Here is an 18,214-nt window from a genome sequence, read left to right on the forward strand (position 1 = left end):
AGGAGAAATATACATGGCAAAAAAAATAGATAATTCAAATATTGAATCTGAAAAAGGAATAATTAGTTATGCTTTAGAAGACTTAATGGGTGAACGTTTTGGTAGATATGCTAAATACATTATTCAAGAACGTGCATTACCAGATGCTAGAGATGGTTTAAAACCAGTTCAAAGACGTATTTTATATGCAATGAATGAATTAAACCTAACTTATGATAAACCATATAAAAAATCAGCTAGAGTAGTTGGAGAAGTTATTGGTAAGTACCACCCACATGGTGATACATCAATTTATGATGCAATGGTTCGTATGAGTCAATGATGAAAATTAGGAATGCCTTTAATTGATATGCAAGGTAATAATGGATCTATTGATGGTGATAGTGCAGCTGCTATGCGTTATACTGAAACTCGTTTAGCGAAAATTAGTGATTTAATGTTAGATGATTTAAATAAAAATACAGTTAAGTTTGCACCTAACTTTGATGATAGTGAAAAAGAACCAACTGTTTTACCAAGTTATTTCCCTAACATTCTAGTTAATGGATCAACAGGGATTGCTGCTGGTTATGCTACAAATATGCCTCCACACAACCTTGGAGAAATTATTGATGCAACAATTAAAATAATTAGAACTCCAAATACTAGAATAGATACTATTTTAGAAATTGTTAAAGGACCAGATTTTCCAACTGGAGGAACTGTTCAAGGACGTAATGGAATTAAAGATGCATTTACAACAGGTAAAGGTAAAGTTATTGTTAATTCAAAATGACATGAAGAAGATAATAATATCATTATTGATGAAATCCCTTATGAAGTTGTTAAACAAGATTTAGTTAAAAAAATTGGTGATGTGATTGATGCTAATCCTGGTTTAGGAATCTTAGAAGTAAGAGATGAAACTGATCGAAATGGATTAAGAATTGCAATTGATTTAAGTGATAAAGCTAATTTAGATACAGTTAGAAAATTTTTATTTAAATCAACTCCATTAAGTATTTCATATAACTATAACAATGTGGCTATTGTTGATTTACAACCTAAACAATTAGGAATTATTGAATTAATTCATGCATATATTGCTCACTATAAAGAAGTATTTACATTTAGAACTCAATTTGATTTAAATAAAGCTGAAAAACGTTTAGAAATTATTTTAGGTTTAATTAAAGCAATGAGTATTTTAGATCAAGTTATTTCAGTAATTAGAAGTTCAACAAATAGAAGTGATGCTATTGAAAACTTAGTTTCAAAATTTGTATTCTCTCAACCTCAAGCAGCAGCTATTGTTGATATGAGACTATATCGTTTAACTTCAACTGATGTTGTTAAATTGCAAAACGAAAAAGAAGAATTAGATGTAAACATTGCTAAATTAAAAGCTATTTTAAATAGTGAAGAAGTAATGGATAATGAAATTATTAATCGTTTACGAGAAGTTAAAAAACAATTCCCAACTCCAAGAAGATCAACTGTTGAAGATAGCATTGAAAACTTAGATGTTGAGCAAAAAGAAGTATTAGTTGAACATGAATATAACTTATGAATTTCAAAAGATGGTTATTTAAAAGCTATTGAATCAAAATTAATTAGTAAAAATGATCCAGCTGTATTTGGTAGAAAACCAAACGATATGTGAATTGCTGCTGGAGAAGTAAGTAACTTACAACATTTAATCTTAATCACAAATAAAGGAACATACTATTCAATTCCTTTATATAAACTACCAATGAGTAAATGAAGAGACATGGGAGTTCATGTTAACACTATTGCTACAATGGATCCTAGTGAACATATTGTTAGTGCATTTGTAGTTAAAGATTTTGCTGAAGCTTTACAACAAATCTTAATTACAAGTAAAAATGGAAACATTAAACGTATACCAGTTAAAGATTTAGAAACAAAAATCTTTACACGTGCATTTAGAATTATGAAATTAGATGCAGCTGATGAAATCGTTAGTGCTAGTCTAATTACTTCAAAAACTAGAACTTGTGGAATTATTACAAGAAATGGTTATGGGGTAAGATACCATATTGAAGATATTCCAGTTCAAGGAACTAATTCAAAAGGAGTTAAAGCAGCTAATCTAAAAGAAGATTACATAGTTGCTGGTTTAGGATTAACAAGTGAAGATACTATTATGTATCTAACTGAAAAAGATGGAGTTAAAAAATTCAGAAATGAAGATTTACCAATCTATATTAGACCAAAACGTGGAGTAAGAGTATTACCAGAACGTAAACGTGGAACTGAATACATTACATTTGTATTTAACTTTAATGCAAACGAAGAAAACATTATTAAAGCAATTGATACTCAAGATATGTATCAAGAAGTTAATGTAAACAAATATCGTCATATTGAATTAACTAGTGTAACTGGTGATTTTGATATTAAAGATGTTGCATTTGCTAGTTTAAGTGAAATTAATAAGGTTAAACCAAATGATATGCCCCCAGGTGCTTTAAATGCTGATGATGATGCTGAAGGATATGTGTCTAAAGAAGAAATTAGAGCACGTCAAGAAGCTAACAAAGGTAAAGTGTCAGCTAAAGTAGTAGTAAGCAAAAATGTTAAAGAAGAAAGTGAAAAACGTATTCAATCATTAACTGGTGGTTTAAGTGATTTACTAGGAGATATTTCTTCAGTATTGGGAACTCCAAGCAAACCAAAACCTAAAAAAGAAGTTAAAGATGAATTTCAATTAAATTTAATTGATTTATTGGAGGAATAATATGCAATATAATAATAAAGAAATAAGAATGTTGCCTTCTAATCCAAGGTACACTGTTATGGAAGAAATAGATTTTAAAGATTTATATTTTTCAAAATACTCAATTATTGAAACTGCAAAAGAATTATTAAAATATGAAGGTGATTTTTCAGAATTACTTGATTTAATAAAAGCCATTAAAGAAAATGGTTTTATATCGTTAAATGACAATATACTTTTACATTTAGATAATAAACAGGAAAATTATTATGTATTAGAGGGAAATAGAAGGATTTTAGCTATAAATTTAATAAAGAAAAATTTAATAATAGATGAATTAATAGAAGACACACCAAATTTTGAAAATACAGATAAAAATGAATGATTAAAAAATATAAAAGAAATAAAAAAAACAATTAGTGAATTTGGAAACCTTGATATAGAACATGAATGATTTAAAGACGTGACAAGTTTTTCAAGTGAGTTTATTTGAAAATCAATATACACAAAGCACATAGGTGAACAAATTGGTAAAAGAGAATGGTCAAGAGCTAAATATTTTGATGATTTACTTAAAAAATATCTAAACTTTTTAAAAACAGATTCAAAAGAAATAGCAATTAAAAGGATAAGTAATTTATTCGGTAAAAAAGAAAGCATTATAAAGCAAGATATTAAAAGTTCGATTTGAATAATTAAGTCAATCGAAATGTATAATTCGACAAATGAAAATAAAATAGATTATAGGCAAATGGAAGTTTCTGGGTATGAACTTGTTTTAAGTCAAAAATTAAATTTAATGAGCGAGGAAAAAACCATAAGAAATATATTAGGCGTCGAAATAGATACAGATAAAATAGAATTAAGTTTTAAAATTAAAAATTATGAATCAATTTTATCTTTTTTAATACAAAAATCAATAGAAAAAAAAATAACAACAAGAGGTATAAAGCCTGAGATTTTTGATGAGTTAGGTGATTTACTAGGACAATCTATTTATAATAAAAAAACCCTAGATTATAAGATGAGACAACTATCTAAAATAAATGATGAAAATTTGTCAGTTATTGAAAAGTCAGAAAAAAACTTTTTAATCAATATAAAGTCTGAAGATCTTAAACCCAATAGTTTTGAAATAAATAAATGAGATAGTAAATTTGTACAAAGTATCAAAAGAATGATGAGTACAGAGTTAAAAACAATTAAAAATTTGAAAAATTATAATGAAAATGAGTACCCCATTACAAATATTTCTTTAGTAGTTAGAAATGTTATTGATTTATTAATATTAGAGTTTTTTTATAGAATTGGAAATTATTTGGATGAGATACCAAATTATAAAAATATATTTAATGAAAAAACTATAAAAGATATCAAAGAATTTCATAATAATTACAATTTTTCAGAAAAGCATGAAGTAAATGACCTGACTGCACATATAACTAATTTAGTTCAGTCTAAAGGAACATCGTTTGGATTACAGGACTCTTTGGTAGAAATAGTTATTTTCAAGTATAAAGATAGATTAAAAGAACTTGAAATAGATATAACTAGTGATGAATTCACAACAACTCTTTCAAAAATTCTTAGTTACAAGAGATATGAAGAGAACAATAAGCAAAACGGCTTTAAATTATTGAATGACTTAGTTCATAAACCTTATATGGGCTACGAAATAATAGAGAACAGAGAATATGTCAAAATAGATAATATAAATGAAATGTTTAGTACGATAAAATTTTTATTAAAAATATTAAAGATTTGAGAAGAAAAAAAATAGAATAGGTTTTTTATGAATGAGAAAGACATAAAATATAATTTGTATGATGAAAATTTTGAAATAGTTAAAGAAGAATATTTGAATTATTCAGAAACTTGAAAAAATAAATCAAGAATTTGAGGAGATCAGACACATAGATTGTGTTCATATGTTGCAATGTTTCCTCCTTCTTTAGCAAATTTTTTTATAACTAAATATACAAATGAGAATGATGTAATTTTAGATACTTTTTCAGGTAGGGGTACAACGATATTAGAATCAAGGTTGATGAACAGAAAAGCCTATGCTAATGATTTAAACCCTTTCGCATTTGTTCTTTCAAAATCTAAGACAAAATCTTTTAATACTCAAGAAATTTTTAAAAGAGTTGATCAATTAGAAAGAAGATATCAAAATTACAATAAAAAAACTTTAAAACTAGAAAAAGATTTGCAAATTTATTTTAGTGACAAAAATTTAAAACAAATAACATTTTTGAAATATGAATTAGGAAAAAAATGAAAAGATCTTGACGATATTGATAACTTCATATTAGCAATTTTTTTAGGTATACTACATGGACCTATGAAAAAAAATGGGGATTCTATTTATTTATCATTAAGTATGAGCAACCATACATCGATGTCAAAAAAATATGTTCAAAAATATGCTCAAGATAATAATCTTAAAAAACCAAGTTTTAATATTTTTGATAAAGTGAAAAATAGAGCAGAAAAAATAATTATAAATTCTAAATATGAAAAAAATGAAGCTTGTGTTAAATATGGAAATGCATTGGAGGTTGATAAAATATTTCCTAATTTAAATCCTAAATTAGTTATAACTTCACCGCCGTATTTGAACATAATAAATTACACTAATCAAAATTGATTAAAAATGTGAGTTCTTGGATATGACAATAGACATGATAATAAAGAAATAGGTTTGGACGATAGCCATAATCTGCTCAATTATAAGAATTTTATGTCAAAGTATTTATGAAAAATTTCTAAAATCATCAGTAAAGAAGGCAAAATAGTTTTAGTTATTGGAGATGTTTTTCAAAATGGTAAAAATTATTCATTTGAAGATATATGAAAAGAAATAAGGAAAGATTTTTTAGATTTATATTTAAAAGAAATATATGTTGATAAAATTGAGCAAAATTATAAATCAACAAATTCTATGGGGTCAAAAGCAGGTAAAGCAACAAAAGTTGAAAAAATTTATGTTTTTGAAAAAATCGATAAATTAAAGTTTAAAGATTAATTAAATTTAAATAATTTAACAGATATATAATATTGGAGATTTAAAGTGAGCGAAAAACTATTTACAAATAAAGATGAACAAAAATTATTAGAAGAAATAAATAATGAGATATTAACTTCTAATGAAGTTTATTTAATTTATCCTTTTATATCTAAAAGTATCCTTAATAAAATAGCTCCAACTTTTGAATTCTGTGCAAAAAACAATATTCAAATTAAAATTATCTCAACAACATTTGATGATCTAGCTCAATATAATAATTTAAATGAACTTAAACTATTAGCTGATAAGTATTCCAATATTAAAATTAAAATAGAAGATAACTTAGAAAGAACTAGTGAAAGAATTCACATTAAAGCTTCAATCTTTAAAAGAAATGAAAAATTATCAACAGCAATTATTGGTTCTTCTAATTTAACTGTTAAAGGAATGATTTCTGGAAGAGAATGAAACATTAAATTAACAGAACAAAATAATAAAGAATTAATAAATAAAATGATTAATGAATTTGATAATTTATGAAATGAAGATTTTGTTGATTTTTCAGATGAATTTCAAAGAGAATTATTAATTCAAAAGATTAAAGAAAATCAACAAGCAGTGGTTCAATCAAAAATAGAATTATTATCAGATAACTTAACTAAAAAATACTTATATAAATTTCAAAAAGAGATTATTGATAAACTAAGTTATCGAAGACATATTAATAAAAATAAGAACTTAGTAATTATGGCCACAGGAACAGGTAAAACACTAGTTTCTGCATTTGATTACAAAAGACAAACAGAACAAGCTAAAAAGGACCTTAAAATCCTGTTTTTAGCACATCAAAGAGAAATAGTTGACCAAGCAATCAAAACTTATCGCCATGTGTTAGAAAATAATCAATTTGGTGAAGTTATGTATGATGGAAGTATTAATAGTGATAAACCAACTCACTTATTTGCAACAATTCAAACTTTATCTACAAGATTAGATAAATTTAAACCAGATGATTTTGACATTATTGTATATGATGAAGCTCATCATATTGCAGCAAATACTTTTGATAAAGTATTTAACTATTTTAAACCTCAACAAATTTTAGGTTTAACAGCAACTCCAGAAAGAGAAGACAATAAAGATATCAAAGCATATTTTGATGATGAATATGCTACTGAATTAAGACTATGAGATGCTATTGATCAAAAACTATTATGTCCATTTGATTATTATTGTATAGATGATACTAATACTAATTTACAAGGAGTTGATTTAAACTCTGATAAAGATATTTTTAAAATAGTTAACACTGATTCTAGAAATGAATTATTATTTGAAACAATAAAAAAATATTTAGGTGTTTATGCAAGACCAACAGCATTAATTTTTTGTGTTACTGTTCAACATGCTATTAATATATCAAATTATTTAAAATCAAAAAATTTAAAAGCAGAAGCTTTAACTTCACAAAACACAAAAGATCGAAAAAGAATCTTACATGAATTTAGTACGGGAAGAATTAACTATTTATGTGTTGTTAATATCTTTAATGAGGGAGTAGATATTCCTGAAATTAATACTATTATTTTATTAAGACCAACTAATTCTAAAACCGTATACTTACAACAACTAGGTAGAGGTTTAAGAAAAACTGAACTTAAAAATAAACTGGAAGTATATGATTTAATTTCTAATATAGATAATAAATACGATATTACTTTAGGAATTAGAAATTTATTTAATCCAGCTATTAGAAGTAGTAAGTCAATTAGTGCTAAAGAAGGTTTACCTTATAATTGCACAATTAACTTAGAAAAGCATACTGAAGAAATTATTATTAATAGTATGAAGAGTTGATATTTAAATAAAAACTCAATGAAATCATATATTGTTGAATATTATGAAAGATTTAAAGAAAAAGCACTTAATAATATGTTGAAAGATTATGATTTAACTTTAATTGATTTTTATAATAACTTAGATAACTTATTTATGCCAATTGCTAAACAAATTAATAAGTTTAAAGATAATGAAAATAATACAAATAGAAATAAGAACATTTTAAAACAGTTTTTATTTTTAAATAACCATAAAATCATTAATTATTTTTATAAGCGCTTAACAAAGCAATTACTAAGCAATGAAATTAATTTAGACTTAGATAACTTATTAATTACTTCATGTTTATATGAAATAACTAGTATGGAAAAATTTTTAAATGTTTATCCTAACTATTTAGAAATTAATGATTTAGTTGAAAATTTTATTGTTGAGCATAAAGTGATTGTTGAAGAGTTAGTAATGATTCTTAAATACAAATTAGATAATGAAACTTTAATTTTTGAAAACGAGTATGAAACAGGATTGAATGTAAGTTCAACATATACTGTAAAGCAAGTTTTATCTTTAGTTAATCGTACTAACTTTTTACATTATCGAACTGAAATGAAAGTTTTGACATTTCAAGCAGGCTTTTTAACTTTTGATAATTCAAAACAAATTATTTTAGCTGATGAAGAAAGCAAGAACTATGGTAAAAAGACTAAACATGATGATATTAATAATTTATTTTATTGATCATTACCTGAAAAAATGACGATTAAAAATAAAATAATTAAAGATTTTGAGAATGAAAATATTAAAAAATACTTATTTATTCAAGACAGGCAAAATGTAAAGAAAAAGAATTTATATTTAAAATTATACAAATTTACAGGTATAGGAAAATTTGAAGAAATGTTAATTGATGATTTCCTTACAGCAAAATTTAAGTTAAAATAAACTAAATTAAAGTATTAAAGGCGGAAACAAATAATGGAAAATATAAATTACAAAAAAGCAAAGAAACAAATTAGAAAATATAAGTATACTTTTTTAAAAGTTTTAGGAACAATTATCTTATTTCCTATAGTATTTATTGTTAGTGCCATACTATCAAAATTCTTTACTCCATACTTATTCAAGTATCCAAGAGTAGGAATTGATGAAAACGGACAAGAAGTTAATAATTTAAATCATTATTTGGCAGACATCAAAGAAAAGAAACTAAAAAACTGAGAACTATCAAAAGATCAAATTGAAGAATTTGAAATAGGTCCAGATGAAGCAAAAATCAGTTGCTTAATTTTGAGAAATAATTCAAATAAATGAGTTGTTGCATTACATGGATTTAAAAGAAATAAATACATGGGTGTAAGAAATGCAATTCAATTTTATAAAAAAGGATATAATGTAATATCATTTGATGCTTATGCTCATGGTAAAACATATGGTAAATATTCTGATTTAGGAGTTACTAATTCAAAGGTATTAAATGAAGTGATTAACTGAGTTAAGAATAATAATCATGTTGATGAGATAGGTGTTATTGGTGTAAGCATGGGAGCAGCAACAGCTGTTTATTGAGCACAGCAATATTATCAAGTAAATAAAATCGATTGATTAATTTCAGATTGTGCATTAACTCAACCAGTAGAACAAATTAGATTTTTCCTTAAAAAATATTTTAAGTGACTGCCTTGGTGAATTGCATCTTTTAAAATTAATTGATTTTTTAAGAAGTATTCTAAAACTAATTTAAAAGATATGAATTTACAAAAGAATTTAAATTCATTTAGAGATTTGCCTGTTTTATTTATTCATGGTAAGTTAGACTCATTCATTGACTACAATAACTCAATAATAATGTATTGTGAAAAATCAAAGGATTCTGATAATACTAAAATTAAAATATTTGACGATTCAGAGCACAGCAGTTCAATAGTTGATCATCAAGAAGAATATGTATTAATAACAATTGATTTTGTAAGAGAAACAATGAAAAAAAGTTTAACTAAAGAATTGGAAGCTAAACTTTTTGAATAACATATTAAAGAATAATTTATTGAAAATAATAAAGATAATAAATAACTTGTAAAAGTTATAAAAACTGATGTAGCTAAATTAAAAGTTGAAGTTGAAAAACTAAATTTGGATAAAAAAATATGAAGACAAAAATAAGCAAAAAAACTAGAAGTTTATAGCTTCTAGATTTTTTAATTACTCAGATATTAAAGAATTAACTTTGTCTGAAATATCTTTTCACGCATTTTTTTGATTCATTAACTGTTCTCTACCAAGTGAAGTTATCTTATAACATTTTCTCATTGGTCCACTTGATGATTCTTCAAAGAAGTGTTCACAAAATCCTTTATCAACTAATTTCTTAAATATTGCATAAGTTGTTGATTCATTGGTTTCAACAACTTCATTAAGTTTTTTATTTAATTCATAAGCATAGAAGGTTTTTTGCGATAGAAAGTTAAGCACCAACATTTCCAATATACCTTTTTTAAGTTCTTTATCCATAACACTAAAATCTTACAATAATATTTTCAACAGGTGTATTATTAATTTTAAAGTTGTATGATATTTCGTATTTAATTGGTGTTATTGAAAGAAATTTAGCATTTCAAGGTGCTGATATATGAAATTTTAAGTATAAGGAACCATTATCATTAACATTGTTTTTAACTCAATAACTTGATTCAGGCTTTTCTGATATCTTAAATTCACTACCTAAACTTTCTTTAAAGTTGAAATGTTTTTGAATTGATATTTGATTTTGATTTAATTCAGAATCTTGTTTTGTTTCAAAAATTGTTCAGGGAGATAAACCTCAATCAAAATCAAGATAGACTTTTGAATCCTTAGAAAACTCTGATTCCTTATCTTTAAGAACTTTACCAATTGTTGTGTTTAAATTAAAGATTTCAGATTCAGTTTTATTTAAATAGTTACCAGATAATACTGATCCATATATGCTATTGTTACCCACTGTTGATGTGACAGCTCCAATTCCAGCCATGCTTCCACCAATAATTATCATTACTAACATTAATCTACTTCAAACTCTTCTTTTATCTTTTGTAACAGCAGAAGTTTTAGAAAATCATTTATTAAATATTGCTTTAACAGTTGAATAAGAAGAACTACTTAGAAAAAAGAAGAATATTGCAACAATTATACCAATACCCATGACCCCAATCGCTAGTGGTAATACCACCAAGAATTCATAATTTACAAATGCTAAAACTAATGCTACAGGAATAGCAATAATAATTGCAACAAAAGTTAGAAATAATACAAGTGATAATAAAATTGCTGTTATTGAATATATAAATCCAAAGAATTTTAAACAAAAATTATTAAAATTTTTAATTCATGAAGAAGTAACTTCAGATTTGCTATTAACTATTTTTATTTTGGTAACATCTGATTTTGTATTTTTAATAACTCCAAATTCTTCATAAAGTTCTTTAGCTATTTCATTAATAGGTCTTAAACTTAAAAGAATTTCATTTACTGTTTTACCTTCAGAAAGTTCTTCGCTTCATAAATCTTTATAGTTTTCAATTATATCTTTGCGATCTGAAGTTTTTAATCCAGAAAGTTTTTTAGATAAAAGATTAAGTCATTTATCCATTTGCTTAGTTGTTTTTTTATTCATATTTTTATTTTCCTTTTGCTTTCAAGGATAATCGTATACTAACTACTCTATATTATCAAGTATTCCAAATTAAAAAATAAAACTTATTTACAAATTAGAAAGAACGAGAACTCTTTATTAATTTCATTAATAAGTTTTTTATTTATCAAATTTAATTTTTACCTGATCAACTAAATCTATTTCATTACCTGCCATATTTATTTCATTTTTAAAATTAGATTGATAGTTTTTAGTTAAGTTATTGTATAAGAAATTGATGCTTATTTGATTTTCTAAAATATTGTCTAAAATGATTGGTTTAAAGTGAGAGATCTGATTTCTTAATTCACGTATACCATCAAATTCATTTCTAGGTATTAAAGGTCTGTCGCCATATTTGGTTTGTATTTTATTAATATGTTTGTAATATAAGTTTTGTGCTTCGCTCATATTAACATTTTCTTTTAAAAAGAATTCAACATCTTTAATTTCGCAATTCATTAATACTGCTCTAATGTATTCTTCAAAAAAACATATATAGCGATAAAGAATATATTTAAGTCTTAGATCATATTGAATAACAGCTGCTATTTTAGAATATTCATCAGTGTTTAAGTATTTAGCAATATATTGATGATATTCAATACCTTTAAGTTCTTTATATTTGTTATATGAATCTATTTCATTTTGATTTTTAAATTTTATTTCAATCATAGTTTCTCCGATAACATAATTATCACATATATAATTAAAATTTATTTAAAAAATAAATTTGTTAGTTTTAATAAACTTTTGTTATAAAATATATAAATATAAAAGGTGAGAAGATGAACGAAATATTAACTTTTAGAGGGTATGTTGTTAAATATGGTTTTTCAAACGATGCTGGGTGAGGAACTGGTACATTTGCAAGTGAAGATAATTTAAAACAGCATATGAGCATTAAAGGCTCAATAACTAGTATGGATAAAAAAACTTTATATGAAATAACTGGTTATTTTGAAGAACATCCACGTTATGGTAAAAGTTTCAACGTTCAAACTTATCGAAAAGCACCCATTCATTCAACTAAAGAACAAGTTAAATTTTTAGCAGGTCCAGCATTTCCTGGAGTAGGAGATAAAACAGCTGAAATCATAATAAATCATTTAGGTGATAAAGCTATTACTAAGTTAGTAAAAGATATTAATTTATTAAATGAAATACCTGGTTTAAATCCAATTTATATTCCAATTATTAAAAAAGGTATTGAAGAAAACATTAGACAAGAAGGGCAAGAAAGATTAAGATACATCTTTTTTGAAAACAATCTTAAAACTTCAATTCTTGATTGAATGGATAATCACTTTGATCAAGATAATGATATTATTGAAAATATTTTTTCAAATTCATTTTTATCATTTGCAAAAGACAAAGAAATAGCTTCATTTGATGAACTAGATAAAGTTGCTGTTCATTTTGGCTTAGAATTACATTCACCAGAAAGAATTGCATATTGAGCATGAAAGTTAGCAGATGATTTCTTATTTGCTTCTGGAGATAGTTATACAAATAAGGATTACTTATCAAGAAGTTTAATGCGTAAGTTAAAAATACAAGATACAGAACTTTTATTTGAAGGTATTTTATACGCTAAAGAAAAAGGTATTTTAAAATTAACTAAAAATCGTATCTACACAGAAGAATCATGAAGAGAAGAACAAATTATCGCAGATAACATAATTAAGCTTAATATACCCACTAAAAACGTGAATAAAGAGGGTATATCATGAGAAATAGATCAAATAGAACAAGAAATTGCTTATGAGAATAAAATTAAAGATTTTAAGTTTGATGAAAAACAAAGAGAAGCCTTAGAGTTATTTGCTAATAATAAACTTTCAATTATTACTGGAGGACCAGGGACAGGGAAAACAACTTTAATTAAAGGAATAGTTAAGTTATTTAATCGTATGAGTGGAACTGAAGATTATGCAATAGCCACTCCAACTGGAAGAGCAGCAGCAAGAATCAGAGAAACATACAAAAAATCATATGCTACAACTATTCATAAATTACTAGAAGCTAAAGAATTAAATAAATTTCAAATTACACAAAACAATCCTTTAAATCAAAAATTAGTAATTTTGGATGAATGTTCAATGATTGATAATAAGTTATTTGCAAGTTTCATTCAATCATGTGATCGTGTTAGAAAAGTTGTATTAGTAGGAGATGCTAATCAATTGCCAAGTGTAGGTTATGGAAATACTTTTGCTGATTTATTGGAATTAGATTTTTTAAAAACAATTAAATTAGATACAGTGCATAGACAAAAAAATGGAAATGGGATAGTTGATTTAGCATATAAAGTTTTAAATGAGACATTAGAAATAAGCGATTTAGAATCTATGAGCAATGTTGAAATTAATTTTGACTACAATAATCAAAATACAATGAATAAAGTAACTGAGTTGGTAGGTCAACATTGAGATGAATTAGAGAAAAAAGCTAACCACTTACAAGTGATATGTCCAATGTATGGTGGTAGTTTAGGAATTGATGAAATTAATGCGCAAATTCAAAATGAATTTAACGAGAATGTTAAAGATAAAAAGAAAGTATATGATCGAGGAGATTATCGATTCGTAGTTGATGATAAGATTATGTTCTTGAAAAATGATACTGATTTAGATTTAGCTAATGGTGATGTTGGAAAGATTATTAAAATAAACTATAACGCAATTGGTAAGTTAAAAGATGTTTTAACAGAATTTAATGATAAAGAAATATTATTACAACCTAAAAACTTTAGTGATGTAAAATTATCTTATGCAACTAGTGTGCATAAGACTCAAGGTAGTGAATATAATAATGTTTTATTAGTCATTGATAATCCCAAATATAATTCGGGTTTTATTAATAAAACATTGATATATACTGCTGTAACAAGAGCCAAAGATAAAATTGTAATTTTAGGTGATAGTGATTTATTCTTTAATGCAATTAAAATAACTCCACCAAGAAGAAATACAACTTTAATTGAAGCAATTTTAGAAAAGAGAGAAATAAATGGGTAAAAAACAAACATACTTAAAGTACTTAGCAACAACTTCAGGATTATTTTTCTTAAGTACGTTGCTTGTTAAATATTTTGATTTTAAAAAAGGTGTTTTTAATGGAAACACAACAGGTTTATTAGTAACTGAAATAATACTATTTTTAATTGGTGGCTTATTATTAGGTTTTTATTGATTTGTTAAATTCTATGATCTGAAAAAAGAAAAAGAATACGTAATGAATAAAAAAGAAAAAATTTACTTTATAAGTGCTTTAGGGCTTTATATATTAAGTTTTTTATTAACTATGATATTTATTATAGTTGCTCATAGCATGGCAGAAATAACTGTATTATTTTTTGTAATGTTAGTATTTATTTTATTAGGTTTAATAGTTGGTTCGGTATTTGAAATGATTAGTCGTTTAGGATATCAAAGTCATATGGCTAGAAAAGAATATGACGAATCACAAATCCTTAAAAAAGAACGCATCAAAAAAATGATTTCAGAAGATAATACTATTACTGAGGATGAAGCAAAAATGATAGTTAATACTAATAAGAAAAGAACAAAAGAAGCAGAACAATTATTAAAAGCAGATATTGTTAAAAAGAAAAAAGAAAAAGACACTAATCCTTTTAAAGATTAATGTCTTTTTTATTGTGATTATTTCATACTAATTGCTGTTATTGAATATTTATTTTTTACTACATCAATTTTAATAGTTATAGTTTTATTATTAATTATATATTCAAATGTATTATGATCTATTTGTTTTTCACTACTTACCTCAACTAAATTAAATTTTGCTTGCATATCTTCTTTTAATTTTGCTTGCATATCTTTAAATTCTCCAGTTTTTACATTAAGTGCATTAAACAATCCATTGCTTCCTTTTGTATCATTTAAAATTCTATTTAAATAATCAAAAAATGAACCTGATTTAATGAATACGTCTTCATCATTTTTTGAAGGTCTTATATAACCTAGTTTAGTTAGCAATTCTTTTGGATTTTCTTGAGCAACCTTAATAACACCTTGTAATTGATTAATTAAATCAGATAAATTTTTAAAATCTAACTTCAATGAATCATTATTTTCTGTTGTTGTCAAATATGTTAAACGGTTTAGTAGTGTTCTTATTGTGTAATCTCCGCTTATAGGAAATCCTAATATATTAACTTTTTTGCCTGGATTTAGTTGTTTATCCATAAAAGGATTTAAAAAACTTTCTCAAGCAACATCTCACGGATTTAATAAGACACCTTTGTTCATTAAATCAATAATTAAATTTGCTGTTTTTTCATTAATCGTTCCTACAGCTACTGCAGCTTTTAAAGCTGTTGTAATTAAAGGTTTAATTACTTTTTCACTAAGTTTACCAACAATATTGTTATTTGAACTTACTAATCCTAAACCACCAACTAGCATACTACCAATTGGTTTTTCTGGAATAGATGTTCCGTTTAAAATGGCTTTAAATACTCCACTTAGTCCAACATCATCATAAACTTTATTAGTAAAGTTTGAAATAAATCCATCTATATCTGGAATAGGTAATGAACCAGCTACTTGTTTATAGTTTTTTTGCCCTCTAAATAAAAATTGTAGTAAGTTTTGTAATTCTTTACCATTTTTATCGTTAAAAGCTTTGTCTAAATATTTAATAAAATTTTTAATATCTAATTCATTATTTACTTTTTCATATTTAGTATTTCTAATTTTTTGTAATTCATCTCATGATAATTCTTTAATTGGATCCTGTGTATTTTCAATAACTGTAAGTCTTTGTGCAGCAAAATTATTTAAATAAATAACCATAACTCTTGCAAAGTTTATTACTCCGCATAAAGCATCCCAGTTATCTACTATGTTTAAATTTATATTAGATTGTTTTGGTAGGTCTTGCATAGCAAGAACAACTCCGTTTAAAGCAGATGCTCTTCATTTATTTGCCTCATCAGATGATGAATTCTTGTATCTTTGATCTTTACCTGCAAAAATATTTAAAGCATTTCCAAAATCTACAATAGCTGAATTTAAAACTTCTTCCATTGTATAATTTTTGTATTTATCTTTTGGAGGATTTAATGCCTCGGCTAGTTTTTTAATATTAGCATCTGGTAATAAAGCAGCAGCATAATCTAAAATTCCCTGATCTGAAATTATTTGAGGCATTACATTAATACCTAAATCTACCAAATATAAAACCAATTCAATAATTTGACCATTATTTATAAATGAAATTAAAGTCGGATAAATACCTGATAAGTTCATTAATAAATTTGGATTTTTAGGAGCTTGACCTGCTACTATTTTTATTTCACTTTTATCTTTTAATTTACTATTTATAATTTGATCACCAAAATAAACTGACTGAATATCTGAAATACGTGATGTATTATCAATTCCATTTTTTCCAGAAGCTTCAGCTGACTTATCTAATTCCTTAATTCATTTATTTTTAATCATATTTTCATAAACAAAATTAAAATCATAATTTATTGTTTTGTCAGAATTTAGATAATAAGCTTTTGAAACTTGTTTTAATAAAATATTTATATCTTGTGAATCATAAACAGCAGGTTTTTTTGCTTTAGGTTGTATTTGACTACAAGCAATAAGAGAAGCTGAAGCTGAAGCTGTTAAAGTTATTGCAGCTAATAAAGAAATTAATTTTCTCATTTTTTACTCAACTCCTTTGCATAACCTAAAAGAATATCAGAAACTAATCTATGAACTTCTTTAGTTGGATGAACAAAATCAGTAAAGAAATAATTTTTCATTGCTTCATCACGATCTGAGATTGTAGTTTGATTTCTGGTTGCTGAAATTGTTATATCTAAAGTATTTTTAGCACCAAATACAATGTCACCTTTAAATTCATTAATGACTCCACTAATGTTTTGTAACAAATCAGCATTAGGATTAGTATTAAATTTAACTTTTTCATTATTTAATTTAACCTCTATTGATTGACCATTACTATATGCTTCATTAATAATCGCCTCTGAACCATCTAGTGCAACTAAATCTTTAAATTGTTTTTCAAGTTCATCAGTTTTTTTGAATAAATCATATAGTTGAATTGAATCTGGATAATAAAGTTCAACTTCATTTAAAACATTCATTATTTTTGAATAGTATTCATTACAAATATTAATTATAAAATCAGCCTTTTTTTGTGCTTCAAGATTTTCAGGTTTTTTTGCATCTTCAAAAACATGACGATATCTAGGAGGAAAATCCATTCTTGGAGGAGTCATAAAAATAATGTTTTTAATTCCGTTGTTTAAAAGATTAAACAATGCTGTTCTAACTCTATCAACGCTATCTTTCATGAATTCTGTTTGTTTTGCTTCATTTCCATAAAATCCAATTAATGAAAATAAATCATTTCCTCCAATTTCAAAGAATACTAAATCATTATTATTAATTTTGTGTTGAGATATTAATGCTTCTGTTTGTCTATCAATTGTAGCATCATTTAATAATATTCCTGTAGGTAAATCAAGTTTAGCTGCAGTAGCTCCTCCAACTGAATAATTTTTACCATAATTACTTTCTTCCTTTTTAGATAAAAAGTTACTTGGTTTCATTTCACCAAAACCTAGTTTTTCTGAAAGAATAGTTCCAGCTGTCATACCATTACTAAATGCAGAATAGTGAGTATTATTTTTTTCATACCCATAGGCACCAGATAAACTCACATTAAGATCAACTAATGAATTTGCAAACTTAGTTTTAATTAAATTTGATATTCCATCTGTATCACTTAAACTATCACCAACAATATAAAAATTAGTAAATCCATATTTACCTGGTTGACTATCATCAATAGCTTTTGATTTATCAATGCCTTTTCCAATTAATAATGGATTATTACGCATTGATTCTTCAGTTTCACCACAACTAACTACACTAGTTACAACAGGTGTAATTAGTGCAGTAGCTGCCAAAATCGCTAATAATTTTTTCAT

General features: G+C 25.1%; 12 protein-coding genes. 7 read left to right on the forward strand and 5 right to left on the reverse strand.

Features of this window, described 5'->3' with window-relative positions:
* The first annotated feature begins 13 nt into the window (after positions 1-13).
* From parC to MCOLE_RS01715, 5 genes are read left to right on the forward strand one after another with little or no spacing between them, the layout of a single operon-like run.
* Complete coding sequence (gene parC / locus MCOLE_RS01695) at positions 14-2,740, forward strand: DNA topoisomerase IV subunit A (RefSeq protein ID WP_100670905.1); 2,727 nt, start codon at positions 14-16, stop codon at positions 2,738-2,740.
* A 1-nt stretch (position 2,741) separates the two neighbouring features.
* Complete coding sequence (locus MCOLE_RS01700) at positions 2,742-4,499, forward strand: hypothetical protein (RefSeq protein ID WP_100670907.1); 1,758 nt, start codon at positions 2,742-2,744, stop codon at positions 4,497-4,499.
* 12 nt (positions 4,500-4,511) lie between these two features.
* On the forward strand, positions 4,512-5,747 hold the full coding sequence (locus MCOLE_RS01705; protein ID WP_100670909.1) for a DNA methyltransferase: 1,236 nt from the start codon (positions 4,512-4,514) through the stop codon (positions 5,745-5,747).
* A 45-nt stretch (positions 5,748-5,792) separates the two neighbouring features.
* A complete protein-coding gene (locus MCOLE_RS01710) occupies positions 5,793-8,510 on the forward strand; it encodes a DEAD/DEAH box helicase family protein (RefSeq protein ID WP_100670911.1) in 2,718 nt (905 codons plus the stop codon).
* Between the two features lie 33 nt (positions 8,511-8,543).
* The gene (locus MCOLE_RS01715; protein WP_100670913.1) at positions 8,544-9,593 is read left to right on the forward strand and encodes an alpha/beta hydrolase; all 1,050 of its coding nucleotides are present in this window, start codon (positions 8,544-8,546) and stop codon (positions 9,591-9,593) included.
* A 174-nt stretch (positions 9,594-9,767) separates the two neighbouring features.
* Here MCOLE_RS01715 and MCOLE_RS01720 read toward each other — a convergent pair whose 3' ends face one another.
* From MCOLE_RS01720 to MCOLE_RS01730, 3 genes are all read right to left on the reverse strand, one after another.
* On the reverse strand, positions 9,768-10,076 hold the full coding sequence (locus MCOLE_RS01720; RefSeq protein WP_100670915.1) for a PadR family transcriptional regulator: 309 nt from the start codon (positions 10,074-10,076) through the stop codon (positions 9,768-9,770).
* 4 nt (positions 10,077-10,080) lie between these two features.
* On the reverse strand, positions 10,081-11,217 hold the full coding sequence (locus MCOLE_RS01725) for a DUF1700 domain-containing protein (RefSeq protein ID WP_100670917.1): 1,137 nt from the start codon (positions 11,215-11,217) through the stop codon (positions 10,081-10,083).
* A gap of 138 nt (positions 11,218-11,355) precedes the next feature.
* Positions 11,356-11,910 carry a hypothetical protein gene (locus tag MCOLE_RS01730; RefSeq protein ID WP_100670919.1) on the reverse strand — a complete coding sequence of 185 codons (555 nt, stop codon included), beginning with the start codon at positions 11,908-11,910 and terminating at the stop codon, positions 11,356-11,358.
* A gap of 113 nt (positions 11,911-12,023) precedes the next feature.
* Between MCOLE_RS01730 and recD2 the strand changes: the two genes are divergently transcribed.
* Together recD2 and MCOLE_RS01740 are read left to right on the forward strand one after the other, a co-directional pair.
* A complete protein-coding gene (recD2, locus tag MCOLE_RS01735) occupies positions 12,024-14,255 on the forward strand; it encodes an SF1B family DNA helicase RecD2 (protein WP_100670921.1) in 2,232 nt (743 codons plus the stop codon).
* Complete coding sequence (locus tag MCOLE_RS01740; protein WP_100670923.1) at positions 14,248-14,883, forward strand: hypothetical protein; 636 nt, start codon at positions 14,248-14,250, stop codon at positions 14,881-14,883. The genes recD2 and MCOLE_RS01740 overlap by 8 nt, the downstream gene beginning before the upstream one ends.
* Before the next feature lie 17 nt (positions 14,884-14,900).
* On the opposite strand, the gene MCOLE_RS01745 is transcribed toward MCOLE_RS01740, so the two are convergent.
* Together MCOLE_RS01745 and MCOLE_RS01750 are read right to left on the reverse strand one after the other, a co-directional pair.
* The gene (locus MCOLE_RS01745) at positions 14,901-16,919 is read right to left on the reverse strand and encodes a lipoprotein (RefSeq protein ID WP_100670925.1); all 2,019 of its coding nucleotides are present in this window, start codon (positions 16,917-16,919) and stop codon (positions 14,901-14,903) included.
* A complete protein-coding gene (locus tag MCOLE_RS01750) occupies positions 16,907-18,214 on the reverse strand; it encodes an SGNH/GDSL hydrolase family protein (protein WP_100670927.1) in 1,308 nt (435 codons plus the stop codon). The genes MCOLE_RS01745 and MCOLE_RS01750 overlap by 13 nt, the downstream gene beginning before the upstream one ends.

It is taken from the genome of Mesoplasma coleopterae, from assembly GCF_002804245.1.
Classification (GTDB): Bacteria; Bacillota_I; Bacilli_A; order Mycoplasmatales; family Mycoplasmataceae; genus Mesoplasma; species Mesoplasma coleopterae.